The sequence below is a fragment of the uncultured Massilia sp. genome (genome assembly GCF_913773735.1).
In the GTDB taxonomy this organism is placed as follows: Bacteria; Pseudomonadota; Gammaproteobacteria; order Burkholderiales; family Burkholderiaceae_D; genus Telluria.
The window spans coordinates 1-26,290 of record NZ_CAJYEB010000028.1; the positions used below are offsets into that span (position 1 = coordinate 1).

Sequence of the window (26,290 nt, forward strand, 5' to 3'; positions counted from 1 at the left end):
GCTGGCAGTCTCACCCATTGTCGAGGTAACTCATGGGGAGGCAGCAATGCAGGCTCTGGCGTTCGACGACGTGATTGCCGTACTCGAAGCGTTACCGCTGTGCACGCAGGATCTCGTGCGCCTGCGCAGTTTGCTCGCCTCCATCGCGGATCCGGGCGAATGCATCGCCGTCATCGAACAGGCCGCCGGCCAGCCACCTTGTCCGCGTTGCCACGCCACGCGCGTTCACCGCTGCGGCAGCGCCAGCGGCTTGCAGCGCTATCGCTGCTGCCGCTGCGGGCGCAGCTACAACGCGCTCACCGGCACGCCGCTGGCGCGCCTGCGCCTCAAGGAAAAATGGCTGGCGTACCTGCAGTGCGTGCTGGAATCGCGTACCGTGCGCGACGCCGCAGCCGTGACGGGCGTGCACCGCCAGGACGGGCATCACGCACGAGGCGGTCAACTTGCGGGCGGCAATCCGCACGCGCGGCGCGGTCCACCTGCAGAACGTGAACGGCTGGCACAGCCGTTTCAAGGCGTGGCTGCTGCGCTTTCGTGGCGTGGCCAGCCGCTACCTGATCGACTGCTCGGGCTGGCAGCGGGTGCTGGACGACAAACGGTTGACGACACCGGCACTGCTGCTGCGGGCAGCGGTCCAGTTCGGCAAGCGGCTGGACAGGAAACGCAATGAACGCGAACAGCGCCAAAAAAAAACCGCCAGGCTCACGCACTGGCGGTTGGCGTTCGGCCTTTCAGCCCGAGCGGCTTACTGCGCCGCGTCGACCGGATCGGCAGCCTTCATCGACAGCTTCAGGCGGCCGCGCTCGTCGGTCTCGATGACCTTCACGCGCACCTGCTGGCCTTCCTTCAGGTAGTCGGCCACGGCGTTGACGCGCTCGTTGGCGATCTGCGAGATGTGCAGCAGGCCGTCCTTGCCCGGCATCACTTGCACGATGGCGCCGAAGTCCAGCAGCTTCAGGACGGTGCCGTCGTAGGTCTTGCCCACTTCGACCGAGGCGGTCAGTTCCTCGATGCGGCGCTTGGCTTCCTGGCCGGCGGCGGCGTCGACCGAGGCGATGGTCACGATGCCTTCGTCGGTGATGTCGATCTGCGTGCCGGTCTCTTCGGTCAGCGCGCGGATCACGGCACCGCCCTTGCCGATCACGTCGCGGATCTTTTCCGGGTTGATGCGGATGGTGATCAGGCGCGGCGCGAAGTCCGACAGCTCGGTCTTCACGGTCGGCATGGCCTTCTGCATCTCGGCCAGGATGTGCTGGCGGCCATCCTTGGCCTGGGCCAGCGCCACCTGCATGATTTCCTTGGTGATGCCCTGGATCTTGATGTCCATCTGCAGCGCGGTGATGCCGTTGGCGGTACCCGCGACCTTGAAGTCCATGTCGCCCAGGTGGTCTTCGTCGCCCAGGATGTCGGTCAGGACGGCGAACTTGCCGCCTTCCTTGATCAGGCCCATGGCGATGCCGGCGACGTGCGCCTTCATCGGCACGCCGGCGTCCATCAGTGCCAGGCAGCCGCCGCAGACGGAGGCCATCGACGAGGAACCGTTCGACTCGGTGATTTCCGAGACCAGGCGCACCGAGTAGCTGAACTCGTCCGCTGCCGGCAGGGCCGCGACCAGCGCGCGCTTGGCCAGGCGGCCGTGGCCGATTTCACGGCGCTTCGGGGTGCCCACGCGGCCGGTTTCGCCCGTGGCGAACGGCGGCATGTTGTAGTGCATCATGAAGTCGTCGGTGTACTCGCCCATCAGCGCGTCGATCTTCTGGCTGTCGCGGCCGGTGCCCAGCGTGGCGATGACCAGCGCCTGGGTTTCGCCGCGGGTGAACAGCGCGGAACCGTGGGTGCGCGGCAGCACGCTGGTGCGGATCGAGATCGGACGCACGGTGCGGGTGTCGCGGCCGTCGATGCGCGGCTCGCCGTCCAGGATCTGCGAGCGCACGACCTTGGCTTCCATGTCGAACAGGATGTTGCCGACTTCGGCGGCATCGGCCTGCACGCCCTGCGCGGCCAGGTCGGCCAGGACTTCGGTCGACAGCGACTTCAGCTTCTGCTGGCGCGCCGACTTTTCGCGGGTCTGGTAGGCGTCGCGGATCTTCGCGTCGGCCAGTTGCGCGACCTGCGCGATCAGGGTCTCGTTCTTCGGCGCCGGGGCCCATTCGACTTCCGGCTTGCCGCCTTCCTCGACCAGCGCGTGGATCGCGTCGATCACGGCCTTCATCTGCTCGTGGCCGTAGACGACCGCGCCCAGCATGATTTCCTCGGACAGCTGCTGCGCTTCGGATTCGACCATCAGCACGGCGTGCTCGGTGCCGGCGACGACCAGGTCCATCTGCGAGGTCTTGAGCTGGGTGGTGGTCGGGTTCAGGATGTACTGGCCGTTGGCGTAGCCGACGCGGGCGGCGCCGATCGGGCCGTTGAACGGGATGCCGGCGATGCACAGGGCGGCCGAGGCGCCGATCATCGACGGGATGTCCGGATCGATTTCAGGGTTGACCGACAGCACGTGGATGATGACCTGGACTTCGTTCAGGTAGCCTTCCGGGAACAGCGGGCGGATCGGACGGTCGATCAGGCGCGAGGTCAGCGTTTCCTTTTCCGACGGACGGCCTTCGCGCTTGAAGAAGCCGCCCGGGATCTTGCCGGCGGCATAGGCTTTCTCGATGTAGTCGACGGTCAGCGGGAAGAAGTCCTGGCCCGGCTTGGCATCCTTCCTGGCCACGACGGTCGCGAGCACGACGGTGTCTTCGACCGAAACCACGACGGCGCCGCTGGCCTGGCGAGCGATCTCGCCGGTCTCCAGGGTGACCGTGTGCTGGCCGTACTGGAAGGTTTTCGTAACTTTGTTAAACATGGGGTATCCCTTTCTATTTACCGACAGATTTTCAGGGGCTGTCGTTCACCTCACCACTGTTCGTTCGACGCCGCGTTGGTGCGACGTCTTTTCCAGTCAGTCTGGTCAGTTGGGGTCACGGCACAACCGTGAAACCGTGCTCCGACCCTCTGGTCAGTTGGGGTCAGAGCACAACCGTGAAAACCGTGCTTCGACCCTCTGGTCAGTTGGGGTCAGAGCACAACCGTGAAAACCGTGCTCTGACCCCAAATATGCCGACTGCCGGAAATGAAAAATGCCCGCGCCAGTCTAGCTGACGCAGGCATTTTTTCGATCAAGCTTGCGGCTCGATGCGCAACGATTACTTACGCAGGCCCAGCTTGGCGATCAGGTCGCGGTAACGGTTCAGGTCCTTGCGCTTCAGGTAGGCCAGCAGGCTCTTGCGACGGTTGACCATCATGATCAGGCCGCGGCGCGAGTGGTGGTCCTTCTTGTGCTCTTTGAAGTGGCCGTTCAGTTCGTTGATGCGTGCGGTCAGCAGTGCAACCTGGACTTCCGGCGAGCCGGTGTCTTTGTCGCCACGTGCGTTGTCCGCAATGATAGCGGCCTTGTTGATGTTTTCTACGGTCATGATGTTACCTTTCACATGCGGTGCAAGAGTCGGAACCCAGCGCACCGTGAGTTATCAAAAAACCTGGCCCGCAGGCCAAGACCGGCAAGTATAGGACAAAATGCCCGGGCGAGCCAGCATTTCCGTCGCTTCCGTTACAATCGACGGACATGGCGATGCCATCCTGGCATGCCGCAAGGATCGATATTGATGAGCAAACTGATCAAGAATACCACCACCATCGCGGCCGGCCTGGCCTTTGCCGCCGTCCTGTCCGCCTGCGCGACCTTCTCGAAGGCGCCCGCCCCCGGCACGCCGCTGGCCGAGGTCACGGCGAAGCTGGGCAAGCCGACCGCCGTCTACCCCGATGCGGGCGGCGGCCAAGTGCTCGAATACCGCGGCCAGCCGATGGGCCAGTTCCAGCACATGGCGCGCATCGGCGCCGACGGCCGCCTGGTCTCCTATACGCAGGTGCTGACCAACGAGAACTTCGCCAGGATCGGCGCCCGCACTGGCACTGGCGGCCTCGCGCGCTGGACCCGCGACGACGTCCTGCGCGAGTTCGGCCGCCCGGCCGAGATGACGCGCGCGCGCCCGACCGGCGCCCACCCGGACGATGCCGAGGTCTGGTCCTACCGCTACAAGGACGACGGCGTGTGGAACTCGCTGATGAACGTGTACTTCAGCGCCAACGGCGTCGTGCTGCACACCGCCAAGAGCGCCGACCCGGTCCTCGACGAGCGCTTCAAGGGCATGTGAACGGCGCCGCACGGCGTCTTACCAGGAGGATGGGCAGATGAGGCAACTGATCGACACCACGATGCGCGCCGCCGGCCTGGCGCTGGCGCTGTCCCTGTCCGCCTGCGCCGCGTTCCGCCAGCCGCCGCCACCGGGCAGTCCGCTGGCGGCGGTCACGCAGGCGCTGGGCCAGCCGGCCGCCGTCTATCCGGACGCCGACGGCGGCCAGGTGCTCGAATACCGCGGCCAGCCGATGGGCCAGTTCCAGCACATGGCGCGCATGAGTCCGGACGGCCGCCTGCTGTCCTACGAGCAGGTGCTGACCAGCGAAAACTTTGCCAGGGTAAAGATCGACCATTGGACCAAGGACGACATCCTGCGCCACTTCGGCCGCCCGGCCGAGACCTCGCGCGTCGGCTACAAGGACTACGAGGTCTGGTCCTACCGTTACAAGGAAGCGGGCGTGTGGAATTCGCTGATGCACGTGCACTTCGACGCGCAGGGCGTGGTGCGCCAGATGCTCAACGGGCCGGATCCGATGTATGACGACCGGTTCCGGCACCGCTGACGCGCTGCGGGCGGCCGCCTACCCCCCGTTCGCCGCGCGTGGCCGCGGCGCCGGCATCGCGCTGGCCCTGCTCGTGCACGCGGCCCTGCTGTTCGGCTGGCAGGCGGCGCAGCGCCCGCCCCGCCAGGATGCCGACGGCGCGGCCCGCGCGTTGCAGTGGATCGTGCTGCCGCCCCCGGCGCCGGCACCGAGGACGCGCGACGCTGCGCCCGCGCGGGTGCCGGCGGCCTCGGCACCGACGCGCCGGCCGGCGGCGCAGCCCGCGGTCCCGGCGACGCCCGCCGCCGGGACCGTTGCCGCGCCGGCGGCATCGCCGGACGGCGCCGTGGCGCCGGCCCTGCCGCCTGCCCCGGCGATGCCGGCGCAAGGGGTTCCCGCCGCGCCGCCCTCCCCTTCCGGCACCCTGCAACGCGCCCTGCGCGACGCCGGCGCCGTCGACCGCGCCCTGCGCAAGGAAAACCATCCGTACATCGTGGCGCCGCTGGACAGCCCGCAGCTGCGCATGCGCCGCGGCATGCAGGCGGCCGCCGACCTGGCGCCGGGCAAGTGGTACGAGGCGCCGAAGGTGGAAGAACTGGTGAACAACACGGGGGACGGGGCGCGCCGCACCCGTATCGTCACGGGCAACGGCACCTATTGCGTGACGGAACGAGCGACCAATACCAGCATCGACATGATCGAGAAGCACGGCAAGCTGCGCCTCACGAATTGCCCCGCGCACGAGACGCCGGCCGCTGCGCAGGCATGGCGCACGGCCCGCGACTGACGCGCGCGCTCAGCGCCGCTCGCCCGGCCCGCCGAACTCTTCCTCGGTCTGCACGATGCTGACCGGCTTGCCCTTGGCCAGGCGCCACAGGAACACGCAGTAGCCCGACAGGCCGTACAGCACGAACAGCGGCCACAGCACCTTGGGCGGGTCGATCGCCAGCAGGGCCAGCGCCAGCGCGATCAGGAACACGACGATGAACGGCACCGACTTGCGGAAGTTCACGTCCTTGAAGCTGTAGAACGGCACGTTGGTGACCATCGTGATGCCGGCGAACAGGGCGATGCACCAGGAGATCCAGTCGACCTTGCGCGCGCTGACGTTGATGTCCGGATCGGTCATCATCATCACGAAGCCGACCACCAGCGCCGCCGCGGCCGGGCTCGGCAAGCCCTGGAAGTAGCGCTTGTCGACCACCTCGATATTCGTGTTGAACCTGGCCAGGCGCAGCGCGGCGCCGGCGCAGTAGACGAAGGCGGCGATCCAGCCCAGCTTGCCCAGGCCGCGCAGCGACCATTCATAGATGACCAGCGCCGGCGCCGCGCCGAACGACACCATGTCGGACAGGCTGTCGTACTGGGCGCCGAACTCGGACTGGGTATTGGTCAGGCGCGCCACGCGGCCGTCCAGGCTGTCGAGCACCATGGCGATGAACACGGCCCAGCAGGCATGGTCGAAGCGCTGGTTCATCGCCATCACGATGGCGTAGAAGCCGCCGAACAGGGCGGCCGTGGTGAACGCGTTGGGCAGCAGGTAGATGCCGCGGCGCGGCCGGTTCGAGACGACGTCGGACTTGCGCGTGCGCGCGAAGCGGGCGAATCGGGGCGCCTTGACGGCGCCGGGCTTGCGGCGGCGGGGAAGAGTCGGCATGGTTGTTCTTTTTTGCATTGAAGTAACAATGCGCCAGGGGCGCGGACCACGCCATTATAGTGTCCGCGCCCCGGTGTTAGCGAACCGTCACGCTTAGCGGAACTTCACTTTTCCCACCAGGCGCATCTGCAGCGTGGTCTCGCCCGGCTCGAAGCTCGGCTCCGGCATGGCGGCGGCGTCGGCGCTGCGCGCGCTCATCATCGCCATGCGCGGCGCCGGCGCGGCTTCTCCCACGTAGTTGCCGCTGCCCTCGAAGTCGACGGTGTCGATCACGGCGTCGTTGACGCTGCGGCCCATGGCCTTGGCGATCGAGGCGATGCGCTCGTTCAGGTTGCGGTAGGTGGCGCCGATGCGCTCGTCGTCCAGGCGCTTCGCCAGTTCCGGGCTCAAGTGGTAATCGATGCCGTTCAGGTTCAGCACCTTCTGGGCGCTGGCGACGGTCTTCGGCAGCGCCTCCAGGCTGCGCGTCTTCACTTCCAGCGTCTGGCCGACGCGCCAGCCGATCGGCACGCGCCGCGCGGCCTGGTTCGCCAGCGGACGCGCGCCGTCCGGCACTTCCGGATAGACCGGATAGGTGTAGTAGCCGACGGTCTTCAGCTGCGCCTTCGGATCGGCGCCGCGCACGATGTCGGTGCCCTGCTTCATCTTCTGGTTGACGCGGGCGGTGGCGGCGGTGCGGTCCTTGTCCTGTTCCTCGACGGCGAAGGTGACGGTGGCTTCGTCGTTGGCATGGCGGACTTCGCCGAAGGCGGGCACGACCACCAGCGTGCCGCTGGTCAGCGACACCTGCTGGACGGGCGCACCGGGCATCCGGTCGGTCTGGGCCTGCGCATGCAGCGCGACGCCGAGGGCGGACAGCAGGATCAGTTTCTTGAAGGGCATCGTGGTTCTCCTGTTCTTATGGGCGGCGGGCGCCGCGGCAGGAGAAAGATAACCGGTTTGCGGTAAAGACGTGCTTTCTGTAATGGAAAGTTGCAAAGCGTTGCAATTGGCAGCAATTCGGCGCCACCAATGCGTCGCCCCGGCGCAGGCCGGAGCCCAGGTTCCTTAACGAAGTCGATCGCCTTGCTTGAATGCGGCTTCATCGACGTCGGACAAGACATTGGACCCCGGCCTTGCGCCGGGGCGACGGGTGGGCAGGCTGGTCGAACCGGTCAGTTCTTCGACTGGTCCACCAGCTTGTTCTTGGCGATCCACGGCATCATCGCGCGCAGCTTGGCGCCGACTTCCTCGATCTGGTGTTCGCTGGTGAGGCGACGGCGCGAGATCAGCGTGGGGGCGCCGGCCTTGTTCTCGAGGATGAAGCTCTTCGCGTACTCGCCCGTCTGGATGTCCTTCAGGCACTGGCGCATCGCGTTCTTGGTGTCTTCGGTGACGACGCGCGGGCCGGTGACGTATTCGCCGTATTCCGCGTTGTTCGAGATCGAGTAGTTCATGTTGGCGATGCCGCCCTCGTAGATCAGGTCGACGATCAGCTTGAGTTCGTGCAGGCACTCGAAATAGGCCATTTCCGGCGCGTAGCCGGCTTCCACCAGCGTCTCGAAGCCGGCCTTGATCAGCTCGACGGTACCGCCGCACAGCACGGCCTGCTCGCCGAACAGGTCGGTTTCGGTTTCTTCACGGAAGTTGGTCTCGATGATGCCGGCCTTGCCGCCGCCATTGGCCATCGCGTACGACAGGGCGATGTCGCGCGCCGAACCCGACTTGTCCTGGTAGACGGCGATCAGGTGCGGCACGCCGCCGCCCTGGCGGTAGGTGCCGCGCACGGTGTGGCCCGGGGCCTTGGGGGCGATCATGATGACGTCGAGGTCGGCGCGCGGCACGACCTGGCCGTAGTGCACGTTGAAGCCGTGGGCGAAGGCCAGCACGGCGCCCTGCTTGATGTTCGGCTCGACGTTTTCCTTGTAGACCTGGGCGATGTTCTCGTCCGGCAGCAGGATCATGACGACGTCGGCGGCCTTGACCGCCTCGTCGACCTCGGCGACCTGGATGCCGGCCTGCTCGACCTTGTTCCAGGACGCGCCGCCGCGGCGCAGGCCGACGGTGACGTTGCAGCCCGATTCGGTCAGGTTCTGCGCGTGGGCGTGGCCCTGCGAGCCGTAGCCGATGATGGCGACGTTCTTGTTCTTGATGAGGGAGAGGTCGCAGTCTTTATCGTAGAAAACTTTCATGTTCGATCCTGTATGAATTTTGTGGTTGTGTACGTGTTTCGGGTAGGGTGGACGGCTTGCCGTCCACGCGTTCGGGCGCCAGGTGCCGATTGCACGGCCTATTGCACGGCCTATTGCACGGCCGATCGACGCTGGTTGGACGCGTGGACGGCGGAGCCGTCCACCCTACGTGTTCTCGTGGTCAGACTTTAAGGATGCGCTCGCCGCGCCCGATGCCGGAGCCGCCCGTGCGCACCGTCTCGAGGATGGAGGCGCGGTCGATCGCGTCGATGAAGGCATCCAGCTTGGACTTCGCGCCGGTCAGCTCGATCGTGTAGGTCTTTTCGGTCACGTCGATGATGCGGCCGCGGAAGATGTCGGCGGTGCGCTTCATTTCCTCGCGCTCCTTGCCGACCGCCCGCACCTTGATCAGCATGAGCTCGCGCTCGATGTGCTGGCCCTCGGTCAGGTCGACCACCTTCACGACCTCGATCAGGCGGTTCAGGTGCTTGGTGATCTGCTCGATGATGTCGTCCGAGCCGCTCGTGACGATGGTCATGCGCGACAGCGTCGCATCCTCGGTCGGGGCCACCGTCAGGGTCTCGATGTTGTAGCCGCGCGCCGAGAACAGGCCGACCACGCGCGACAGCGCGCCGGCTTCGTTTTCCAGCAGGACGGAGATGATGTGTCGCATTACAGGTCCTCCGAGCCGAGCAGCATTTCCGACAGTCCCTTACCGGTCTTGACCATCGGCCAGACGTTCTCGCTGCGGTCCGTGATGAAGTTCATGAACACGAGGCGGTCCTTCATGGCGAAGGCGTCGCGCAGCGCGCCCTCGACGTCGCCCGGCTTCTCGATGCGCATGCCGACGTGGCCATAGGCCTCGGCCAGCTTCTCGAAGTCCGGCAGCGAATCCATGTACGACTCGGAATAGCGCGAGTTGTAGTCGAGTTCCTGCCACTGGCGGACCATGCCGAGGAAGCGGTTATTCAGCAGGATGATCTTGGGGGTCAGGTGGTACTGCTTGCAGGTGGCGAGTTCCTGGATGTTCATCTGGATCGAGCCTTCGCCGGTGACGCAGGCCACCGTCGCGCCCGGGTTGGCCATCTGCACGCCCATCGCGTACGGCAGGCCGACGCCCATCGTGCCCAGGCCGCCGGAATTGATCCAGCGGCGCGGCTGGTTGAACGGGTAGTACTGCGCGGCCCACATCTGGTGCTGGCCGACGTCGGACGTGACGAAGGCGTCGCCGCCGGTCACCTGCCACAGCGTCTCGACCACCGACTGCGGCTTGATGACCTCGTCGGACTTCGGGTACTTCAGGCATTCGCGGCCGCGCCATTCCTGGATCTGCTGCCACCAGCCCTGCACGGCCGGGTTCGGCCTGGCCTCGGCGGCGTCCAGCTGCGCCAGCAGCTCGACCAGCACGTCCTTGACGTTGCCGACGATCGGGATGTCGACCTTGACGCGCTTGGAGATCGACGAGGGGTCGATGTCGATGTGGATGATCTTGCGCGGATTGCTGGCGAAGTGCTTCGGGTTGCCGATCACGCGGTCGTCGAAGCGGGCGCCGATAGCGATCAGGACGTCGCAGTGCTGCATCGCCATGTTCGCCTCGTAGGTGCCGTGCATGCCGGGCATGCCGACGAAATGGCCGCTCGACGCGCGGTAGGCGCCCAGGCCCATCAGCGTGTTGGTGATCGGGAAGCCGAGCTTGTCGACCAGGCGGTTCAGTTCGTTCGAGGCGTTCGCCAGGATGACGCCGCCGCCCGTGTAGATCATCGGGCGCTCGGCCGCCAGCAGCAGCTGCACCGCCTTGCGGATCTGGCCGGCGTGGCCCTTGTCGACCGGGCGGTAGGAGCGCATCTCGATCTCTTTCGGATACGCGTACAGCGCCTTCTGCATGCTGACGTCCTTCGGGATGTCGACCAGCACGGGGCCGGGACGGCCGGTGCGGGCGATGTAGAAGGCTTTCTTGATGGTCTCGGCCAGGTCGCGCACGTCCTTGACGAGGAAGTTGTGCTTGACCACCGGACGGGTGATGCCGACCGTGTCGCATTCCTGGAACGCGTCCTGGCCGATCGCGTGCGTCGGCACCTGGCCGGTGATCACGACCATCGGGACCGAATCCATGTACGCGGTGGAGAGGCCGGTGACGGCATTGGTGACGCCCGGACCGGACGTGACGAGGGCCACGCCGACCTGGTTCGAGCTGCGCGAGTACGCATCGGCCGCGTGCACGGCTGCCTGCTCGTGGCGCACCAGGATGTGCTGGAACTTGTCCTGCTTGAAGATGGCGTCGTAGATGTAGAGGACGGCACCGCCGGGATAGCCGAAGACGTGTTTCACGCCCTCTTCCGCCAGGCAACGCACTACTATCTCAGCGCCCGTGATGGGGACTGTTGCGTCGTGACTCATGATACGTTTCCTTTCAAGACCCATAGGGAGATTGATCGGATGCTCGTTCCTGACGAGATACGTGTCACGCCACAGTGCTCAGGCTTCCCTTCTTCCTGCGGTCGCGGCGATCTTTCATGACACCGTAGGGTCATTACGAAACGGCGCTGGGCGCAAACTCGTTCGGCATGAGTGACTGCAGCGGAATGCGTGTCTCTCGCGCTTGTGGCACGGGTTGGAGCAAACTGCCTGCATTGTGAAAGCGCGCCATGCCTGGTTCGACCTTGTGTGCCGATCCGGGATGACCGTGGGCTTCGGGGTGGCAAAGCGTGAGATACCTTACTGCGTTGCACCATTCTGGTCAAGATAAAAAGATCGCTTTCGCATTTGGTGCAACGCCTTAACGCAGCAATAAAATTGCCGTGCACCGTTTCAGGGCACGCCGTTGCGGCAGAATTCGCCAAAACCGGGCCGTTCCGCCAAACGGGCCAGCCAGGCGTCGATCTCGGGATACGCGTCGCGCGCCATCGGCGTCATCAGCCAGCGGTTGGCCGACAGGCCCAGCACGATGTCGGCCAGCGTGACGGTCGCGCCGGTCACGAAGGCGCCCGTGTGCGCCAGCTGGCGCGCCAGGATGCCCATGTGGCGGTTCCACAGCGCCACGCTCTGCGCGACCAGGGCCGCGTCGGCGTGCGCGGCGCTGGCGCGCACGAGCGCCATGAACGCGTAGCGCCAGGCGTTGTTCAGCTCGGTTGCCTGCCAGTCCATCCACTGCTCGACGCGGGCGCGCGCGGCCGGCGCCGCCGGCAGCAGGCTGTCGGGCGCGCCGGTGTCGTGGCGCGCGGCCAGGTAACGGCAGATCGCGTTCGACTCCCACAGGACCAGGTCCGCGTCCTCGTCGACCAGGACCGGCACCATCGCGTTCGGATTGAGCGCCAGGAAGGCCGGCTCCTGCGTCGGGCGAAATCCGCTGCCCCAGTCTTCCCGCTCGAACGCGAGTCCGAGTTCGCGGCAGGTCCACAGCACCTTGCGGACGTTGATCGAGGTGGCCTTGCCGAGGATGCGCAACATGGACGACTCCGGAACGGGACGGGCTTCCATTGTAGGATCGGAACGCGCGCGCCGCGACGCGATTTTTCGCCACAATGAATGTCTGCAATAATCCGGAAACGTTCGCCTCGTATAATGGCCGGCCGCCGCTTTCACTGCGGCCTTTTCCGATTTTTGCTAGCATTCGAAGGTTTTCCGAAAAGCCACAGGCAACGCACCGGTGGCCCCCACATCACGCATGGCCACTGACAAAGAACTCAACGACTTCCTCGAGAGTGTCGAGCGACGCGCCTTCAAGCAGGCGGCGTACGCGGTCCGCAAGGACGAGGCAGCCCTCGACATCGTTCAGGACGCCATGATCAAGCTGGCCGAGAAATACGGCGACAAGCCGCCGGCCGAGCTGCCCGCGCTGTTCCAGCGCATCTTGCAGACGACCATCCTCGACTACTTCCGGCGCGAGAAGGTACGCAATACCTGGATCAGCCTGTTCGGCGGGCTGGGCCGCAAGGAAGACGACGATGACGACTTTGATATACTCAATTCCTACGAGGCCGAGGAAGGGACCGCCGCGGCCGAATCCAGCGCGGACCAGGTCGAGCGCGCGCAGACCTTGCGCCTGATCGAAGACGAGATACAAAAGCTGCCGACGCGTCAACGCGAAGCCTTCCTCATGCGTTACTGGCAGGATATGGATGTGGCCGAAACGGCCGAAGCAATGGGATGCTCCGAGGGCAGCGTGAAGACGCACTGCTCGCGCGCCACGCACGCCCTGGCGGCAGCCCTCGGGGCCAAGGGAATTAAATTATGAACACCGACGACATCGACCTGGCGTACAAGATCCGCCATGCCCTGAACGAGAACCTCGACAATCTGCCGACCTCGACCACGGACCGCCTGGCCGCCGCCCGCGCCGCCGCGCTCGCGCGCAAGAAGGCGGACGCGCCGCGCGGCGCCCACCGACAGGGCCGGCAGGGCATCGATTTCCGTTCGCTGTTCGCCATGCCCATGCTGGGCCGCATCGCGGTCGTCGCGCCGCTGGTGGCGATGGTGGCCGGCCTGGCCGGCGTCTACCAGGCCGAGCGCGAGCAGCACGTGGGCGAGCTGGCCGAGCTGGATGCCGCCATGCTGTCCGACGACCTGCCGCTGACGGCCTACACCGATTCCGGCTTCAACGCCTATCTCGTGCAGCAACAGCAACGTCCGCAGCGAGCCCAGTAAAGGATGACGGCAAGCACGCGTAAAACCGCCGCGGGCGCCGCTGCCGTGATCGTCCTGATCGGCGCCGCCGCCTTCGCGATCGGGCGCTATGGCGGTTTCGCCCCGGCCCTGCCGGGCAGCGCCGCAAGCCCGTCGGCCAGCGCGAACGGCGCTGCCGGCGCGCACGGGCGCAACGGCGCCGACAAGCCGGGCGACAAGCTGGCGTGGCGCGCCCTCACCCCGTCCCAGCAGGCCGCGCTGCAGCCGCTGCAGGCCGAGTGGGCGCGCATGGACGGCACGCGCCGCGCGAAATGGCTGGAACTGGCCAGGCGCTTCGCTGCGATGACGCCGGAAGAACAGCAGCGCGTGCACGAGCGCATGCGCGTCTGGATCAAGCTCACGCCCGAGCAGCGCGAACTGGCGCGCGAGACCTACATGCGCGCCCGCAGGATCGCCCCCGAGCAGAAAAGCGCCACCTGGAAGAGCTACCAGGAATTGCCGGAAGAGCAGAAGCGCAAGCTGGCCGGCCGCAAGCCGCCCGCCGATGCCGACAAGCCCGCCGCCGCGCCTAGGGCGCCGGTGTCCTGCCCGGCCGGCATGGTCCACAACCCCGCGTCGGCCACGCCGCCCTGCGTGGCCGCGCCGGCGCCCGTGCCGCCGTCCCCGCCGCCGGCCCAGCCGGTGACGCCGCCCGCCCCGCCACCGCCGCAGCCGCCGCAGCCGGAAAAGCCGGTGCCGGCCAACTGGGGCATCACGCCCAACAACGCCTGACCAACGACAACGCCATGACCGCCACCTCCGCCAGCACCCCGACCGTGAAGCGCCGCCTGATCGCGATGGTCTACGAGACCTTCCTGCTGCTGGCGGTGGAGATGCTGGCGGTGGCGCTGTGGCTGGTCGTCACCGGCAACCGCCACGACCCGGCGTTCCAGCACGGCCTGAAGGCCTGGCTGTTCCTCGTCACCGGCGCCTATTTCGTGTATTCCTGGACCAACAGCGGCCACACGCTGGCGATGAAGACCTGGCGCCTGTGCGTGGTCACCGACGCCGGCGCGCGCGTGCCGCTGCGCACCGCCGTGCTGCGCTACCTGGCGGCCTGGGGCTGGTTCGCGCCGGCGCTGCTCGTGTGCGCCGCCTTCGGCCTGCACGGCCGGGGCGAGATGGCGGCCGTCCTCGGCGCCGGCATCGTCGCCTGGAGCATGACCGCGCTGTTCGACCGGGAGCGCCGCTTCCTGCACGACCGCCTGGCGGGCACGCGCGTGATCATGCTGCCGAAGGGCAAACCCGCAGCGAGCGCGCCGGACGCCACGCCGGATGCCATGGGGGCGCCCGAGGCGTCCTGAGCGCGCCCGCGCCGCCGGACACCATACGTCGGACGCTCACCCGCGCCGCAGCGCGGCCAGCGTGAAATCCACCGTCGCCTCCAGCTGCGCCGCGCCGGCGCCCGCCTTGGCGCTGATGCGCATGCCGCGGATGGCCGTGTGGATGAAATGCGCCGCCGCGGCCGGATCGACACCCGGCGCCAGTTCGCCGGCGGCGCCCGCCCGCCGCAGCGCCTCCTCGAAGATGGCCTCGGTCACGCGCTGCGACTGCGCGATCAGGGCGCCGACGGCGGGATCGGCCTGGCCGAATTCGGCCACCGTGTTCACGCTCAGGCAACCGCGCGCGCACTGGGCCGCGTCGGCGCCCGCCACGTGGCGCAGGAACGCCTCCAGCGCGCCCAGCGGCGACGGGCCGCCGGCCAGCCTGCGCCGCAGGTCGGCGCCGCCGTTCGCCGTGTAGCGCTCCAGCGCCGCCAGATACAGCTGCTTCTTGTCGCCGAACGTGTCGTACATGCTCTGGCGGCCGATGCCCATCGCGCGCAGCAGGTCGTCGGTCGACGTCGCCTCGTAGCCCTGCTCCCAGAACACCTGCATCGCCGCCTCGAGCGCGGCGGCGGGGTCGAATACCTTGGTACGTGCCATGGCGGGAATTATTCTTGACTAAACGATCCAGATTGAAAGTATAATCGATCCGCCCGTTCATGGGCAATCCGCGTCCGCCCCGTCCGGACGTCTTTTTTTCTCAATTTTGGACTAATCAGTCAAGAAAGGTTGGTCATGACCCTCCCGAACGACAAGATCGCCCTCGTCACCGGCGGCTCGCGCGGCATCGGCGCGGCCATCGTCCGCCGCCTGGCCGCGGACGGCGCCACCGTCGCCTTCACCTATGCCAGCGCGGCGGACCGCGCGCGCCTGCTCGCGGATGAACTGGAAGCCGCCGGCGCGCGCGTGCTGGCGCTGCGCGCCGACAGCGGCGACCCGGACGCGGTGCGCGGCGCCGTGGCCGCGACCGTCGAGGCGTTCGGCCGCATCGACATCCTCGTCAACAGCGCCGGCATCCTCGTCCACAAGCCGCTCGCGGACACCACGCTGGAAGACTTCGAGCGCATCACGGCGGTGAACGTGCGCGCGCTGTTCGTCGCGACCCAGGCGGTGCTGCCGCACATGGGGGACGGCGGGCGCATCGTCAACATCGGCAGCATGGCGGCCGACCGCGCCGGCGGGCCCGGCGCCGCCCTGTACGCGATGAGCAAGGCCGCCGTCGCCGGCCTGACGCGCGGCCTGGCGCGCGACCTCGGCCCGCGCGGCATCACCGTCAACGACGTCCAGCCGGGACCGACGGAAACGGACATCGTCGCGGACGAGGGCGTGCGCGCCTACCTGCGCACCCAGATCCCGGTCGGCCGCATGGGCCGCGACAGCGAGATCGCCGGCCTGGTCGCCTACCTGGTGCGGCCGGAGGCGGCGTTCGTCAACGGCGCGATGCTGACCATCGACGGCGGCTTCGTGGCCTGAGCGGCGTCAGTCGCCGGCCGCGTCGCGCGCCGCGCGGATGCGCGCGCCGAACGGCCGCGCTTCCAGCGCGCGGATCGCCTCGGCGAGGGCCTGCGACAGCGCGTACGGCAGTTCCGCGTCGAGTCCGTCGGCGGCCGCCTTCGTCGCCGCCCAGCAGGCCTGGATGCGCGGCAGCATCTCCCTGCCCTGCGCGCTCAGGCGCACCATCTTCTGGCGCGCGTCGCGCGCGCCGGGCGTCACCACCAGCAGGCCCTCCTTGACCATCAGCGACACGGTCTGCGTGGCGGCCGGCTGGGTGATGCCGGCGCGCGCCGCGATCTCGCCGATCGTCAGCGGCTCCTGCGCGACCAGCGTGCGCATCACCGGCGTGTAGCGCGGACGGTAGTCCAGGCCCGCCTCGGCATACGCCGCGTCGACCGCGCCGTCGAGCAGTTCGACCAGGTGGCGCAACTGGGTGCCCAGGCCGGCCTTCATGCCACCCCGGCCGCGAGCATGCCGCGCCGGCGCGCCGCAGCAAACAGGCCCAGCGCGAACAGGGTCAGCACCGCCAGCGTGACCACCGAGGCCTCGATGCCGTAAGCGCCGCCCGACAGCCAATCGGGACCCGCCGTGCTTCCCGCCAGGATGCCCTTGCCCGGATGGCCGGACGTCGTTACCGAGAAGATCGCGTCCGACATGAAGTTCCAGGCGAAGTGCATGCCGACCGCCAGCCACAGGCGCCGGGTGGCGAGGTAGGCAGCCGCGAACAGCAGGCCGGCGACGACGGTGACGCCGATGGCGGCGGCCGTCGCATTGGCGTTGGGGAGATGGGCAAGGCCAAACAGGATGGCCGAGAAGGCGACCGACGGCCAGGTGCCGAGTGCGCGCTCGAGATTGCGCTGCAGGACGCCGCGGAACAGGGTTTCCTCGAACAGGGCGACGAGGACCAGCTCCGTCGACGGTACCAGCAGCGCGCTCCAGCCATTGCTGCCGCTGACCCGGTAGGCGCCAGCCGCCGCCAGGATGCCGATCGCCAGCAGGAACATGGCGGCACCCAGCGCCAGGCCAGTACCCAGTTCGCGTCCCGCGCCGGCGCGCCCGAACTCCGTCATGGCGCGTCCTTCGACGCTGCGGACGTAGCAGCGGTAGCCGAGCACGCACAGCGCCGCCGCCAGCAGTTGCGGCCACAGCCCGCGCATCGATTTGTCGACCAGCTGGTGGGCCGCGAACATGGTCAGCCCGACCGGCAAGACGATGAGCGCCGTGCCGGCAAGGATGCGCAGCAACGCGAAGCGGCGCCAGCCGGCCGCGAGCGGGGTTACGGACGATGGTGCAGGCGAAGATACGGGCGAAACGGCGATGGTGCGCATGGCGGCTCCCTGGTTGGCGCCCGGCAAGCGGGCAGGTGGAGCAACAATATCATCGCTTATATAAGCGGTAAAGTATTAATTCGAAATCATGCATGCCGCATGAATCGCCACCGGGACATCAGAACTTCTCGTGTTCGCCCGCGTAGCGCCAGCGCCCCACCGGCAGGCCGGCCAGCGCCACCTTGCCCACGCGCAGGCGACGCAGCCCGACGACCGCGAGGCCCGCCGCCGCGCACATCGCCTCGACCTGGCCCGGGCGGATGGCCTTGCCGGCGATGCGCAGGCGCGCCTCGCTCTGGCGGCTGACCTTGGGCGGCGCGGCCCTGCCCGCCGGCGCGTTCAGGCGCTCCAGCGCCTCGTTGGAGACGTGCCCGCCCACCTCGACCACGTACTCGTGCTCGATGCGCGCGCCGTCCTCGACCAGCTTGCGCAGCACGCGCCAGTCCTGGCTGAACACGAGCAGGCCGCTGGCCGCCGTTTCCAGCGGCATGGCCGGCACCAGCTTCGCCAGGTGGCGCTTGAGGAAGCGCTGCGTGCCTTCCTGCGCCGCGGGCGCCAGCAGGGCCAGCGCGCCGGCCGCGTCGACGCCGGCCGGCTTGTGCAGCAGGATCGTCACCGGCAGCGGCTCGACCGCCTGCGCGCCCGCCTGCAGCGTCACCGCCTGGCCCGGCGCCACGCGCGTGGCCGGGTCCTCGACCGCGACGCCGTCGACCTCGACCCAGCCGCCCGCGATATAGCGCTCGGCCTCGGCGCGCGAACACGGCACGACGTCGGCCACGCGCTTGGCCAGGCGCACGCCCTCCCCGTCCGCCGGGCGCATAGTGTCATCCGTCATCACGCGCGCCAATCCTTGAAGAAATCCTTGAATGCCGCGATCACCTTCTGCACGTCGGCGCTGCCGACGTCCAGGTGCGTGACCAGGCGCGTGTGCGGTCCGATCGAGGCGCGGATGCCCTGCCGCGCCAGGTGCTCGCGCAGGGGCGCGCAGGCGGCGCCGGGGATCTCGACGTAGAAGATGTTGGTCTGCGGCGCCGTCACCCGCAGGCCGTCGATGCCAGCCAGCCCCGCCGCCAGGTCGGCCGCGTTGCGGTGGTCGTCCGCCAGGCGTTCGACGTTGTGTTCCAGCGCATGGTGCGCCGCGGCCGCGATCACGCCGGCCTGGCGCATGCCGCCGCCCAGCATCTTGCGCCAGCGCTTGCCCTGCTCGATGAAGGCCTTCGGGCCCAGCAGCACCGAGCCGACCGGCGCGCCCAGGCCCTTGGACAGGCACACCGACACCGTATCGAAACCGGCGACGGCCTCGCGCAGGCTGGTGCCGTCCTTGACGGCGGCATTGCACACGCGCGCGCCGTCCAGGTGGGTGGCCAGGCCGCGCTCGTGCGCCAGCGCCGTCGCGGCCTGGAGGTAGTCGCGCGGCAGCACGCGCCCGCCGATCGTGTTTTCCAGCGCCAGCAGGCGGGTGCGCGCGAAGTGCATGTCGTCCGGCTTGATGTAGGCGGCGATGTCGGCCAGCGCGATGCTGCCGTCGGGCTGGTTGGCGATCGGCTGCGGCTGGATGCTGCCCAGCACCGCGGCGCCGCCGCCCTCGTACTTGTAGGTATGCGCTTCCTGGCCCACCAGGTATTCGTCGCCGCGGCCGCAATGGGCGAGCAGCGCGATCAGGTTGGTCTGCGTGCCGGACGGCGCGAACAGGCCGGCCTCGTAGCCGAACAGTTCGGCCGCGAAGTCCTGCAGGCGGTTGACGGTGGGGTCGTCGGCGTACACGTCGTCGCCGACCGGCGCCGCGGCCATCGCCGCGCGCATGGCGGCGCACGGCTGGGTGACGGTGTCGCTGCGCAGGTCGATCCAGTGCTGGTGGGGGTCGCTCATGGTCTCTCGGGTCTCGTCAATCGGGGGTGGCGGGGGTGGCGGTGGCGCCGGTGTCGAAGCGCGCCGCCATCTCTTCCAGCCCGACCTCGGCCAGCACCTGGTGCAGGCGCTCGGCCGGGCGGCGGCGCGGCAGGTTCTTGTAGGTGGCCACGATCAGCTCGTTCTTCATCGAGTGTTCCCAGCCCACCAGTTCCGTCACGGTCACCTGGTAGCCGTGCGCTTCCAGGCGCAGGCAGCGCAGCACGTTGGTGATCTGGCTGCCGAATTCGCGCGTATGGATCGGATGACGCCAGATCTCGGTGAGCGCGCTGCGGCCCAGGTCGCGGCCCTTGTTCTTGCGCAGCACCGACGCCACCTCGGCCTGGCAGCACGGCACCAGCACGATGTGCTTCGCCTGCTTCTGCAGCGCGAAGTCGATGGCGTCGTCGGTCGCGGTATTGCAGGCATGCAGGGCGGTGACCACGTCGACGGTCGGCGGCAGCGCGTCCGACGCGGTCGACTCGGCCACCGACAGGTTCAGGAAGGACATGCCCGGGAAGCCCAGGCGCGCGGCCAGCTCGCCGGACTTCTGCACGAGTTCCTCGCGGGTCTCGATGCCGTAGATGCGCGAGCCGTCGTCCCGGCCCTTGAAGAACAGGTCGTACAGGATGAAACCGAGGTAGGACTTGCCGGCGCCGTGGTCGACGACCGTGGCGCCGGGGTGGTCCTGCAGGACGTCCTGGAGCAGCGGCGCGATGAACTGGACCAGGTGGTAGACCTGCTTGAGCTTGCGCCGGCTGTCCTGGTTCAGCTTGCCGTCGCGCGTCAGGATGTGCAGTTCCTTGAGCAGCTCGATCGACTGGCCCGGCTTGATCTCGGGCGCCTGCTCGTAGATGGTGGGCGCCGGTTTCTTGGCTTGCGGTTTCATCGTGCCTCTTCGATCCAGGCGGCCTGGATGGCTTCCAGCACGCGCTCGCCGCCGCGCGCGCGGTCGTCGTCGAAACCGTCGAGTTCGACGACCCAGTTGTGCAGGTCGACGAAACGCACGACGGCCGGATCGACGTCCGGGTACTTGTCGAACAGCGCCTCGGCGATGGCGGCGACGTCGGTCCACTTCATGGCAATCACCTCGTCAATGGTTCTCGGCCGCGTGGTTGATCGTGTACTTCGGGATCTCGACGACCAGGTCTTCCTCGGCGATGATCGCCTGGCAGGACAGGCGCGAGTTCGGCTCCAGGCCCCAGGCCTTGTCGAGCATGTCCTCTTCCTTTTCCTCCTGCTCGCCCAGGGACTCGAAGCCCTCGCGCACGATCACGTGGCAGGTGGTGCAGGCGCACACGCGGTCGCAGGCGTGCTCGATCTCGATGTCGTTCTCGAGCAGCGTGTCGCAGATCGACTTGCCGGTCTGGCCCTCGAGGACGGCGCCTTCGGGGCAGTACACGGGATGGGGGAGGATGACGATTTGTGGCACTTCTTTACCTCTTCGATTGGCGCAGGGCGGGCACGGGTGCCCACCCTACGTTAATGGTGATTCATGTCGGTGACGCAGGGTGGGCACGTCCGCACCATGCCAGCGTTCAGACCTGGTCCAATGCCTTGCCCGCCAGGACCTTGCGCACGCTCTTGTCCATGCGCCGCGCGGCGAATTCCTCGGTGCCGTCGGCCAGCGCGTGCACCGCGTCGTGCAGCGCGTTCTGGCGTTGCTCGGATGGCAAGGCGTCGTCCTGCGAGCGCGCCAGCGCGGCGCGCACGGCCTCTTCCAGCACGGCGATCGCCGCGCGCTCCTGGGCGTCCAGCAGGTCGGCGTCGAGTTCCAGCGCCGATTGCGTGGCCAGCAGGATGCGCTCGGCTTCCACCTGTTCCTCGCGCAGCGCGCGCGCGCTCATGTCGACCTGGGCCGACGCGAACGACTCCTGCAGCATGCGCGCCACCTCGTCGTCGCCCAGGCCGTAGGACGGCTTGACGGTGATCGAGGCTTCCACGCCCGAGCGCATCTCGCGCGCCGCCACCGACAGCAGGCCGTCGGCGTCGACCTGGTACGTGACGCGGATGCGCGCCGCGCCGGCCGCCATCGGCGGGATGCCGCGCAGCTCGAACCGCGCCAGCGAGCGGCAGTCGGACACCAGCTCGCGCTCGCCCTGCACCACGTGCACGGCCAGGGCGGTCTGGCCGTCCTTGAACGTCGTGAATTCCTGGGCGCGCGCGCACGGGATGGTCGAATTGCGGGGGATGATCTTCTCGACCAGGCCGCCCATCGTCTCGATGCCCAGCGACAGCGGGATCACGTCGAGCAGCAGCCAGTCGTCGCCCGGCGCGCGGTTGCCGGCCAACAGGTTGGCCTGGATCGCGGCGCCCAGCGCGACGACCTTGTCCGGGTCGATGTTGGCGTGCGGGATGGTCTTGAAGAAGTCGCCCACGGCGCGGCGGATGTGCGGCATGCGCGTGGCGCCGCCGACCAGCACGACGCCGTCGACGTCCTCCACCGACACGTCGGCGTCGCGCATCGCCTTGCGCACCGCGTTGATGGTCTTGGCCACCAGCGGCTGGGTGATCTCGGCGAAGGTTGCGGCGGTGATCGTGACCTGCACCAGCTCGCCCGATTTCAGGATCGCCTCGACGGTCGTCTCGGCGTTCGTCGACAGCAGTTCCTTGGCCTGGCGCGCCTTGACCATCAGCGTGGCGGTATCGACCTCGGACAGCGGCGCCAGTTGCGCCTGCTGGGTGATGTGGCAGAACAGGCGCTGGTCGAAGTCGTCGCCGCCCAGGGCCGAGTCGCCGCCGGTCGACAGCACCTCGAACACGCCCTTGGACAGCTTGAGGATCGAGATGTCGAAGGTGCCGCCGCCCAGGTCGTAGACGGCGAACACGCCTTCCTTGCCGTTGTCCAGGCCGTAGGCGATGGCGGCGGCGGTCGGCTCGGACAGCAGGCGCAGCACGTTCAGGCCGGCCAGCTGGGCCGCATCCTTGGTGGCCTGGCGCTGGGCGTCGTCGAAGTAGGCGGGCACGGTGATCACGGCGCCGACCAGCTCGTCGCCCAGCGCATCCTCGGCGCGCTGGCGCAGCGTGGCCAGGATCTGGGCGGAGGTCTCGACCGGGCTCTTGACGCCGGCGACGGTGCGCACCTGCACCATGCCGGGACCGTCGACGAAGTCGTACGGCATGTTCTCGGCATGCGCGATGTCCTTCAGGCCGCGGCCCATGAAGCGCTTGACGGAGACGATGGTGTTCTTCGGATCGACGGTGCGGGCGGCCTGGGCCTTGTGGCCGATGTTCACGTTGCCGTCGGCGAAATAGCGCACGATCGACGGCAGCAGCGCGCGGCCGTCCTCGTCGCTGAGCACTTCGGGAATGCTGTTGCGGACGGTCGCGACGAGCGAATTGGTGGTGCCCAGGTCGATGCCCACGGCCAGGCGGTGCTGGTGCGGGGCGGTCGACATGCCGGGTTCGGAGATCTGCAGTAGTGCCATGGTCGTGTTACCTAATGTTGTTCTTCTTTGCGCCGGTTGTCCGGCAATCCAGGTGCTAGTTGCCCGGCAATCCAGACGCCGGTTGAGCGGCAATCCAGGCGCTGGTTGGACGCGTGGACGGGGGACCCGTCCACCCTACGCCTGCGTCGACATGTCCGCTCGCATGGTGCGCACCCGTGCGCACCATGCGTCGACGCTTCCTTGGCTTCAGCTGTCCAGCGCCTCGAACGCGTGATGCAGCTCGTCGCCGAATTTATCGAGGAACATCAGCGCCCGCACGCCCTGCGCCGCCGTCGCGTAGTCGCCCGCGTCGAGCTGCTGGCCGACCTGGGCCAGCCGGCGCTTTTTCTCGCCGCGCACCTGGGCGTCGAGTTCGTCCAGCGCGCCCGCATCCTTCGCCGCGCGCGCATCGGCCAGCGCCTCGCGCCATTCCATCTGCTGCATCAGGAAGTCGACCGGCATCGCCGTGTTCGATTCGGTCTGCAGGTCGACGCCGTTCAGTTCGCACAGGTACTGGGCGCGCCGCTGCGGCTGGCGCAGGACCTGGTAGGCCTCGTTGGCGCGCGTGGCCCACTGCATGGCGACGCGCTTCTCGGCGTCGCTGGCATTGACGAAGCGGTCGGGATGGACGCGGCCCTGGACGTCGCGGTAGGCGGCATCGAGGGCATCCTGGTCGACGTCGAAACGGGCGGGAAGCTGGAACAGCTCGAAGTGGTTCTGCATCGCTGACGTTGCCGGCTTCAGATGCGGAAGCTTTCGCCGCAGCCGCAATTGTCCTTGACGTTCGGGTTGTTGAAGCGGAAGCCTTCGTTCAGGCCTTCGCGGGCGAAGTCGAGTTCGGTGCCGTCGATGTAGGGCAGGCTCTTCGGATCGACGAAGACCTTCACGCCGTGCGATTCGAAGATGTTGTCGTCGCCGCCCGGCTCGTCGACGTATTCGAGCTTGTAGGCCATGCCGGAGCAACCCGTGGTGCGCACGCCGAAACGCAGGCCCACGCCCTTGCCCCGACGTTCGAGGTAACGGTTGATGTGCTTCGCGGCTTTTTCGGTGAGGGTGATGGCCATCGTTGTTTCTCCAGCATGATTACAGGTGCAATGGTGGACTCGGGGAGCCCACCCTACGGTAGATGAGCTGCCGTGCCCGCAGGGTGGGCACCCCGTGCCCACCATGATGCATTCACGCGGCCTTGGCTTCCGCCGCGTGCTTGGTCTTGTAGTCGGCGACGGCCGCCTTGATCGCGTCCTCGGCCAGGATCGAGCAGTGGATCTTCACCGGCGGCAGCGCCAGCTCTTCGGCGATCTGGGTGTTCTTGATGGCCAGCGCCTCGTCCAGGGACTTGCCCTTGACCCATTCGGTGATCAGCGAGCTCGACGCGATCGCCGAGCCGCAGCCGTAGGTCTTGAACTTGGCGTCCTCGATCAGGCCCTGGTCGTTGACCTTGATCTGCAGCTTCATCACGTCGCCGCAGGCCGGGGCGCCGACCATGCCGGTGCCGACGTCGTCGGCGTTCTTGTCGAACGAGCCGACGTTGCGCGGGTTTTCGTAGTGGTCGAGGACTTTATCGGAATATGCCATGGTAGTACTCCTTGATTGCGTATGCGTGGTTTAGTGGGCAGCCCACTGGATCGAGTTCAGGTCGATGCCGTCCTTGTGCATTTCCCACAGCGGCGACAGCTCGCGCAGCTTGCCCACTTTCGACTTGAGCAGCTCGACGGCGAAGTCGATGTCTTCCTCGGTCGTGAAGCGGCCGATGGTGAAGCGGATCGAGCTGTGCGCCAGCTCGTCGCTGCGGCCCAGGGCGCGCAGCACGTACGACGGTTCCAGGCTGGCCGAGGTGCAGGCCGAACCCGAGGAGACGGCGAGGTCCTTGACCGCCATGATCAGGGACTCGCCCTCGACGAAGTTGAACGACACGTTCAGGTTGTGCGGGACGCGGTGGTCCATGTCGCCGTTGATGTAGACCTCTTCGATCTCCAGCAGGCCCTTGGCCAGGCGGTCGCGCAGCGCCTTGACCTTGGCCAGCTCGCTGTCCATCTCTTCGCGGGCGATGCGGAAGGCTTCGCCCATGCCCACGATCTGGTGGGTCGGCAGCGTGCCCGAACGCAGGCCGCGCTCGTGGCCGCCGCCGTGCATCTGCGCTTCCAGGCGCACGCGCGGTTTGCGGCGCACGTACAGGGCGCCGATGCCCTTCGGACCGTAGGTCTTGTGCGCGGTGAAGGTCATCAGGTCGACCTTCAGGTCGTTGAGGTCGATGTGCACCTTGCCGGTGGCCTGGGCGGCGTCGCAGTGGAAGATCACGCCCTTCTTGCGGCACAGTTCGCCGATTTCCTTGATCGGCTGGATCACGCCGATCTCGTTGTTCACGAACATCACCGAGACCAGGATGGTATCGGGGCGGATCGCCGCTTCCAGCTGATCCAGCGAGACCAGGCCGTTGTCCTGCGGCTCGAGGTAGGTGGCGTCGAAGCCCTGGCGCTCCAGTTCGCGCACGGTGTCCAGCACGGCCTTGTGCTCGGTCTTGACGGTGACGATGTGCTTGCCCTTGGTCTTGTAGAAGTGCGCCGCGCCCTTCAGGGCCAGGTTGTTCGACTCGGTGGCGCCGGAGGTCCAGATGATCTCGCGCGGGTCCGCGCCCACCAGGGCGGCGACCTGGGCACGCGCCTCCTCGACGGCCGCCTCGGCGCTCCAGCCGTAGGCGTGGCTGCGCGAGGCCGGATTGCCGAACTGCTCGCGCAGGTACGGAATCATCTTGTCCGCGACACGCGGATCGATCGGCGTGGTGGCCGAGTAATCCATGTAGATCGGGAAATGCGGCGCAGTCGCGAAGCGCTGCTCGATGTTTTTGTCCAGGGGCGCGTTCATAGTATTCACTCCATCCGATAGGCTGCTTGGTGCTTGGTGTTATCCGGCGGCGGCGTGGCGGTGCATCACCACGACGTTCTGGTCTTTCTGCTTCTGCTGGTCGACCAGGTCCTGCAGGGTGACCGAATCGAGGAAATCGACCATCTTCGCGTTCAGCGTCGACCACAGCTCGTGGGTCATGCAGCGCTGGCCGCTGGCGGCATCGTGGCCGCGGCAGTTTTCCTTGCCACCGCACTGGGTGGCGTCGATCGGTTCGTCGACGGCGATGATGATGTCGGCGACGGTCACCTTGTCGGCACTACGTGCCAGGCTGTAGCCGCCGCCCGGGCCGCGCACGGACTCGACGATCTCGTGCCTGCGCAGCTTGCCGAACAACTGCTCCAGATAGGACAGCGAAATGGCCTGGCGCTGGCTGATGCCCGACAGCGTGACCGGACCATTGCCCTCGCGCAGGGCAAGATCGATCATCGCGGTAACAGCAAAACGGCCTTTGGTGGTCAGACGCATTACAACCCCGGTGGAATTCCAAACAGTGGTAAAATCTTTCTTTTGTTCAATCGATCCCTGCCAGGCCAACCTCTGCGCCCTCTGCGGCGTCCAGAAAAACCTGATTAGTTGATCGATTTAGTCAAGTATAGCGCATCCGCCGGGGTTTGTCTCGGACCCCGCCAAAACCGCCAAACCCGCCACCGGGTGAGCACCCCTCCAGCCCTCCCAGCAGCCCAACTCGACAAACCGGGGTCAGAGCCGGGGGCAG

At 67.5% G+C, this 26,290-nt stretch carries 30 protein-coding genes and 1 pseudogene; 9 read left to right on the forward strand and 22 right to left on the reverse strand.

Annotation, left to right across the window (positions count from 1 at the left end):
- Window positions 1–670 (forward strand): annotated as a pseudogene (locus QZ749_RS14285) (hypothetical protein); the annotation flags it as partial.
- A 75-nt stretch (window positions 671–745) separates the two neighbouring features.
- Here the strand turns inward: QZ749_RS14285 and pnp are convergent.
- Window positions 746–2,845: a polyribonucleotide nucleotidyltransferase gene (pnp, locus tag QZ749_RS14290; RefSeq protein ID WP_296948134.1), complete on the reverse strand. Its 2,100-nt coding sequence runs from the start codon at window positions 2,843–2,845 to the stop codon at window positions 746–748.
- A gap of 340 nt (window positions 2,846–3,185) precedes the next feature.
- Window positions 3,186–3,455, reverse strand: a complete 270-nt coding sequence (gene rpsO / locus QZ749_RS14295; RefSeq protein WP_296948137.1) for a 30S ribosomal protein S15 — start codon at window positions 3,453–3,455, stop codon at window positions 3,186–3,188.
- A 189-nt stretch (window positions 3,456–3,644) separates the two neighbouring features.
- Here rpsO and QZ749_RS14300 point away from each other — a divergent pair, with 189 nt between their 5' ends.
- The 3 genes from QZ749_RS14300 to QZ749_RS14310 are packed head-to-tail and all read left to right on the forward strand — an operon-like array spanning window position 3,645 to window position 5,506.
- The gene (locus QZ749_RS14300) at window positions 3,645–4,193 is read left to right on the forward strand and encodes a hypothetical protein (protein WP_296948139.1); all 549 of its coding nucleotides are present in this window, start codon (window positions 3,645–3,647) and stop codon (window positions 4,191–4,193) included.
- A gap of 37 nt (window positions 4,194–4,230) precedes the next feature.
- Complete coding sequence (locus QZ749_RS14305; RefSeq protein ID WP_296948140.1) at window positions 4,231–4,740, forward strand: hypothetical protein; 510 nt, start codon at window positions 4,231–4,233, stop codon at window positions 4,738–4,740.
- Window positions 4,715–5,506 carry a hypothetical protein gene (locus QZ749_RS14310; protein WP_296948142.1) on the forward strand — a complete coding sequence of 264 codons (792 nt, stop codon included), beginning with the start codon at window positions 4,715–4,717 and terminating at the stop codon, window positions 5,504–5,506. Before QZ749_RS14305 ends, QZ749_RS14310 begins: the two co-directional genes overlap by 26 nt.
- A 9-nt stretch (window positions 5,507–5,515) precedes the next feature.
- Here the strand turns inward: QZ749_RS14310 and pssA are convergent, their stop codons facing one another.
- From pssA to QZ749_RS14340, 6 genes are all read right to left on the reverse strand, one after another.
- Window positions 5,516–6,376: a CDP-diacylglycerol--serine O-phosphatidyltransferase gene (pssA, locus tag QZ749_RS14315; RefSeq protein WP_296948144.1), complete on the reverse strand. Its 861-nt coding sequence runs from the start codon at window positions 6,374–6,376 to the stop codon at window positions 5,516–5,518.
- Window positions 6,377–6,469: 93 nt separating this feature from the next.
- Window positions 6,470–7,258, reverse strand: a complete 789-nt coding sequence (locus QZ749_RS14320) for an SIMPL domain-containing protein (protein ID WP_296948146.1) — start codon at window positions 7,256–7,258, stop codon at window positions 6,470–6,472.
- Between the two features lie 272 nt (window positions 7,259–7,530).
- Window positions 7,531–8,547: a ketol-acid reductoisomerase gene (ilvC, locus tag QZ749_RS14325; RefSeq protein WP_296948147.1), complete on the reverse strand. Its 1,017-nt coding sequence runs from the start codon at window positions 8,545–8,547 to the stop codon at window positions 7,531–7,533.
- A 181-nt stretch (window positions 8,548–8,728) separates the two neighbouring features.
- On the reverse strand, window positions 8,729–9,220 hold the full coding sequence (gene ilvN / locus QZ749_RS14330; protein ID WP_027867685.1) for an acetolactate synthase small subunit: 492 nt from the start codon (window positions 9,218–9,220) through the stop codon (window positions 8,729–8,731).
- Complete coding sequence (locus QZ749_RS14335; protein WP_296948152.1) at window positions 9,220–10,944, reverse strand: acetolactate synthase 3 catalytic subunit; 1,725 nt, start codon at window positions 10,942–10,944, stop codon at window positions 9,220–9,222. The genes ilvN and QZ749_RS14335 overlap by 1 nt, the downstream gene beginning before the upstream one ends.
- Window positions 10,945–11,355: 411 nt before the next feature.
- Window positions 11,356–11,994, reverse strand: a complete 639-nt coding sequence (locus tag QZ749_RS14340; RefSeq protein ID WP_296948154.1) for a glutathione S-transferase family protein — start codon at window positions 11,992–11,994, stop codon at window positions 11,356–11,358.
- Between the two features lie 217 nt (window positions 11,995–12,211).
- Between QZ749_RS14340 and QZ749_RS14345 the strand changes: the two genes are divergently transcribed.
- The 4 genes from QZ749_RS14345 to QZ749_RS14360 are packed head-to-tail and all read left to right on the forward strand — an operon-like array spanning window position 12,212 to window position 14,513.
- Window positions 12,212–12,781: an RNA polymerase sigma factor gene (locus QZ749_RS14345; protein WP_296948155.1), complete on the forward strand. Its 570-nt coding sequence runs from the start codon at window positions 12,212–12,214 to the stop codon at window positions 12,779–12,781.
- Complete coding sequence (locus QZ749_RS14350; RefSeq protein WP_296948157.1) at window positions 12,778–13,191, forward strand: DUF3619 family protein; 414 nt, start codon at window positions 12,778–12,780, stop codon at window positions 13,189–13,191. The genes QZ749_RS14345 and QZ749_RS14350 overlap by 4 nt, the downstream gene beginning before the upstream one ends.
- Before the next feature lie 45 nt (window positions 13,192–13,236).
- Complete coding sequence (locus tag QZ749_RS14355; RefSeq protein WP_296948159.1) at window positions 13,237–13,941, forward strand: DUF3106 domain-containing protein; 705 nt, start codon at window positions 13,237–13,239, stop codon at window positions 13,939–13,941.
- A gap of 14 nt (window positions 13,942–13,955) precedes the next feature.
- Complete coding sequence (locus QZ749_RS14360) at window positions 13,956–14,513, forward strand: RDD family protein (RefSeq protein ID WP_296948161.1); 558 nt, start codon at window positions 13,956–13,958, stop codon at window positions 14,511–14,513.
- Window positions 14,514–14,549: 36 nt separating this feature from the next.
- Here the strand turns inward: QZ749_RS14360 and QZ749_RS14365 are convergent, their stop codons facing one another.
- A complete protein-coding gene (locus QZ749_RS14365; RefSeq protein ID WP_296948162.1) occupies window positions 14,550–15,134 on the reverse strand; it encodes a TetR/AcrR family transcriptional regulator in 585 nt (194 codons plus the stop codon).
- Window positions 15,135–15,269: 135 nt separating this feature from the next.
- On the opposite strand from QZ749_RS14365, the gene QZ749_RS14370 reads away from it, so the two are divergent.
- Window positions 15,270–16,007: a 3-oxoacyl-ACP reductase family protein gene (locus QZ749_RS14370; protein WP_296948163.1), complete on the forward strand. Its 738-nt coding sequence runs from the start codon at window positions 15,270–15,272 to the stop codon at window positions 16,005–16,007.
- 6 nt (window positions 16,008–16,013) lie between these two features.
- On the opposite strand, the gene QZ749_RS14375 is transcribed toward QZ749_RS14370, so the two are convergent.
- The 13 genes from QZ749_RS14375 to iscR form a co-directional block, all read right to left on the reverse strand.
- The gene (locus QZ749_RS14375; RefSeq protein WP_296948165.1) at window positions 16,014–16,481 is read right to left on the reverse strand and encodes a MarR family winged helix-turn-helix transcriptional regulator; all 468 of its coding nucleotides are present in this window, start codon (window positions 16,479–16,481) and stop codon (window positions 16,014–16,016) included.
- Window positions 16,478–17,356, reverse strand: a complete 879-nt coding sequence (locus QZ749_RS14380) for a CPBP family intramembrane glutamic endopeptidase (protein WP_296948166.1) — start codon at window positions 17,354–17,356, stop codon at window positions 16,478–16,480. Before QZ749_RS14380 ends, QZ749_RS14375 begins: the two co-directional genes overlap by 4 nt.
- Before the next feature lie 118 nt (window positions 17,357–17,474).
- Window positions 17,475–18,191 carry an RNA pseudouridine synthase gene (locus QZ749_RS14385; RefSeq protein WP_296948167.1) on the reverse strand — a complete coding sequence of 239 codons (717 nt, stop codon included), beginning with the start codon at window positions 18,189–18,191 and terminating at the stop codon, window positions 17,475–17,477.
- Entirely contained in the window at window positions 18,191–19,225 is a 1,035-nt protein-coding gene (gene ltaE, locus QZ749_RS14390; protein ID WP_296948170.1) for a low-specificity L-threonine aldolase, read from the reverse strand. Before ltaE ends, QZ749_RS14385 begins: the two co-directional genes overlap by 1 nt.
- A 16-nt stretch (window positions 19,226–19,241) precedes the next feature.
- The gene (locus QZ749_RS14395) at window positions 19,242–20,132 is read right to left on the reverse strand and encodes an SAM-dependent methyltransferase (RefSeq protein WP_296948173.1); all 891 of its coding nucleotides are present in this window, start codon (window positions 20,130–20,132) and stop codon (window positions 19,242–19,244) included.
- Window positions 20,129–20,323: a Fe-S cluster assembly protein IscX gene (iscX, locus tag QZ749_RS14400; protein WP_296948174.1), complete on the reverse strand. Its 195-nt coding sequence runs from the start codon at window positions 20,321–20,323 to the stop codon at window positions 20,129–20,131. The genes QZ749_RS14395 and iscX overlap by 4 nt, the downstream gene beginning before the upstream one ends.
- A 13-nt stretch (window positions 20,324–20,336) precedes the next feature.
- Complete coding sequence (fdx, locus tag QZ749_RS14405) at window positions 20,337–20,675, reverse strand: ISC system 2Fe-2S type ferredoxin (protein WP_296948177.1); 339 nt, start codon at window positions 20,673–20,675, stop codon at window positions 20,337–20,339.
- Between the two features lie 106 nt (window positions 20,676–20,781).
- Window positions 20,782–22,671 (reverse strand): Fe-S protein assembly chaperone HscA, encoded by a 1,890-nt coding sequence (gene hscA, locus QZ749_RS14410; RefSeq protein ID WP_296948178.1) that lies wholly within the window; start codon window positions 22,669–22,671, stop codon window positions 20,782–20,784.
- Between the two features lie 207 nt (window positions 22,672–22,878).
- The gene (gene hscB, locus QZ749_RS14415) at window positions 22,879–23,394 is read right to left on the reverse strand and encodes a Fe-S protein assembly co-chaperone HscB (protein ID WP_296948181.1); all 516 of its coding nucleotides are present in this window, start codon (window positions 23,392–23,394) and stop codon (window positions 22,879–22,881) included.
- 17 nt (window positions 23,395–23,411) lie between these two features.
- Window positions 23,412–23,735: an iron-sulfur cluster assembly protein IscA gene (iscA, locus tag QZ749_RS14420; RefSeq protein WP_296948183.1), complete on the reverse strand. Its 324-nt coding sequence runs from the start codon at window positions 23,733–23,735 to the stop codon at window positions 23,412–23,414.
- A 112-nt stretch (window positions 23,736–23,847) separates the two neighbouring features.
- Complete coding sequence (iscU, locus tag QZ749_RS14425) at window positions 23,848–24,246, reverse strand: Fe-S cluster assembly scaffold IscU (protein ID WP_296948185.1); 399 nt, start codon at window positions 24,244–24,246, stop codon at window positions 23,848–23,850.
- A 30-nt stretch (window positions 24,247–24,276) separates the two neighbouring features.
- Complete coding sequence (locus QZ749_RS14430; protein WP_296948188.1) at window positions 24,277–25,533, reverse strand: IscS subfamily cysteine desulfurase; 1,257 nt, start codon at window positions 25,531–25,533, stop codon at window positions 24,277–24,279.
- 39 nt (window positions 25,534–25,572) lie between these two features.
- Window positions 25,573–26,040, reverse strand: a complete 468-nt coding sequence (gene iscR / locus QZ749_RS14435; protein ID WP_296948190.1) for a Fe-S cluster assembly transcriptional regulator IscR — start codon at window positions 26,038–26,040, stop codon at window positions 25,573–25,575.
- Window positions 26,041–26,290: the final 250 nt, after the last annotated feature.

What these genes read in the sequence shown, in the direction of transcription:
- pnp (WP_296948134.1), bottom strand. Translation starts at nt 2,845, where the DNA reads ATGTTTAACAAAGTTACGAAAACCTTCCAGTACGGCCAGCACACGGTC.
- rpsO (WP_296948137.1), bottom strand. Translation starts at nt 3,455, where the DNA reads ATGACCGTAGAAAACATCAACAAGGCCGCTATCATTGCGGACAACGCA.
- QZ749_RS14300 (WP_296948139.1), top strand. Translation starts at nt 3,645, where the DNA reads ATGAGCAAACTGATCAAGAATACCACCACCATCGCGGCCGGCCTGGCC.
- QZ749_RS14305 (WP_296948140.1), top strand. Translation starts at nt 4,231, where the DNA reads ATGAGGCAACTGATCGACACCACGATGCGCGCCGCCGGCCTGGCGCTG.
- QZ749_RS14310 (WP_296948142.1), top strand. Translation starts at nt 4,715, where the DNA reads ATGACGACCGGTTCCGGCACCGCTGACGCGCTGCGGGCGGCCGCCTAC.
- pssA (WP_296948144.1), bottom strand. Translation starts at nt 6,376, where the DNA reads ATGCCGACTCTTCCCCGCCGCCGCAAGCCCGGCGCCGTCAAGGCGCCC.
- QZ749_RS14320 (WP_296948146.1), bottom strand. Translation starts at nt 7,258, where the DNA reads ATGCCCTTCAAGAAACTGATCCTGCTGTCCGCCCTCGGCGTCGCGCTG.
- ilvC (WP_296948147.1), bottom strand. Translation starts at nt 8,547, where the DNA reads ATGAAAGTTTTCTACGATAAAGACTGCGACCTCTCCCTCATCAAGAAC.
- ilvN (WP_027867685.1), bottom strand. Translation starts at nt 9,220, where the DNA reads ATGCGACACATCATCTCCGTCCTGCTGGAAAACGAAGCCGGCGCGCTG.
- QZ749_RS14335 (WP_296948152.1), bottom strand. Translation starts at nt 10,944, where the DNA reads ATGAGTCACGACGCAACAGTCCCCATCACGGGCGCTGAGATAGTAGTG.
- QZ749_RS14340 (WP_296948154.1), bottom strand. Translation starts at nt 11,994, where the DNA reads ATGTTGCGCATCCTCGGCAAGGCCACCTCGATCAACGTCCGCAAGGTG.
- QZ749_RS14345 (WP_296948155.1), top strand. Translation starts at nt 12,212, where the DNA reads ATGGCCACTGACAAAGAACTCAACGACTTCCTCGAGAGTGTCGAGCGA.
- QZ749_RS14350 (WP_296948157.1), top strand. Translation starts at nt 12,778, where the DNA reads ATGAACACCGACGACATCGACCTGGCGTACAAGATCCGCCATGCCCTG.
- QZ749_RS14360 (WP_296948161.1), top strand. Translation starts at nt 13,956, where the DNA reads ATGACCGCCACCTCCGCCAGCACCCCGACCGTGAAGCGCCGCCTGATC.
- QZ749_RS14365 (WP_296948162.1), bottom strand. Translation starts at nt 15,134, where the DNA reads ATGGCACGTACCAAGGTATTCGACCCCGCCGCCGCGCTCGAGGCGGCG.
- QZ749_RS14370 (WP_296948163.1), top strand. Translation starts at nt 15,270, where the DNA reads ATGACCCTCCCGAACGACAAGATCGCCCTCGTCACCGGCGGCTCGCGC.
- QZ749_RS14375 (WP_296948165.1), bottom strand. Translation starts at nt 16,481, where the DNA reads ATGAAGGCCGGCCTGGGCACCCAGTTGCGCCACCTGGTCGAACTGCTC.
- QZ749_RS14380 (WP_296948166.1), bottom strand. Translation starts at nt 17,356, where the DNA reads ATGCGCACCATCGCCGTTTCGCCCGTATCTTCGCCTGCACCATCGTCC.
- QZ749_RS14385 (WP_296948167.1), bottom strand. Translation starts at nt 18,191, where the DNA reads ATGACGGATGACACTATGCGCCCGGCGGACGGGGAGGGCGTGCGCCTG.
- ltaE (WP_296948170.1), bottom strand. Translation starts at nt 19,225, where the DNA reads ATGAGCGACCCCCACCAGCACTGGATCGACCTGCGCAGCGACACCGTC.
- QZ749_RS14395 (WP_296948173.1), bottom strand. Translation starts at nt 20,132, where the DNA reads ATGAAACCGCAAGCCAAGAAACCGGCGCCCACCATCTACGAGCAGGCG.
- iscX (WP_296948174.1), bottom strand. Translation starts at nt 20,323, where the DNA reads ATGAAGTGGACCGACGTCGCCGCCATCGCCGAGGCGCTGTTCGACAAG.
- hscA (WP_296948178.1), bottom strand. Translation starts at nt 22,671, where the DNA reads ATGGCACTACTGCAGATCTCCGAACCCGGCATGTCGACCGCCCCGCAC.
- hscB (WP_296948181.1), bottom strand. Translation starts at nt 23,394, where the DNA reads ATGCAGAACCACTTCGAGCTGTTCCAGCTTCCCGCCCGTTTCGACGTC.
- iscA (WP_296948183.1), bottom strand. Translation starts at nt 23,735, where the DNA reads ATGGCCATCACCCTCACCGAAAAAGCCGCGAAGCACATCAACCGTTAC.
- iscU (WP_296948185.1), bottom strand. Translation starts at nt 24,246, where the DNA reads ATGGCATATTCCGATAAAGTCCTCGACCACTACGAAAACCCGCGCAAC.
- QZ749_RS14430 (WP_296948188.1), bottom strand. Translation starts at nt 25,533, where the DNA reads ATGAACGCGCCCCTGGACAAAAACATCGAGCAGCGCTTCGCGACTGCG.
- iscR (WP_296948190.1), bottom strand. Translation starts at nt 26,040, where the DNA reads ATGCGTCTGACCACCAAAGGCCGTTTTGCTGTTACCGCGATGATCGAT.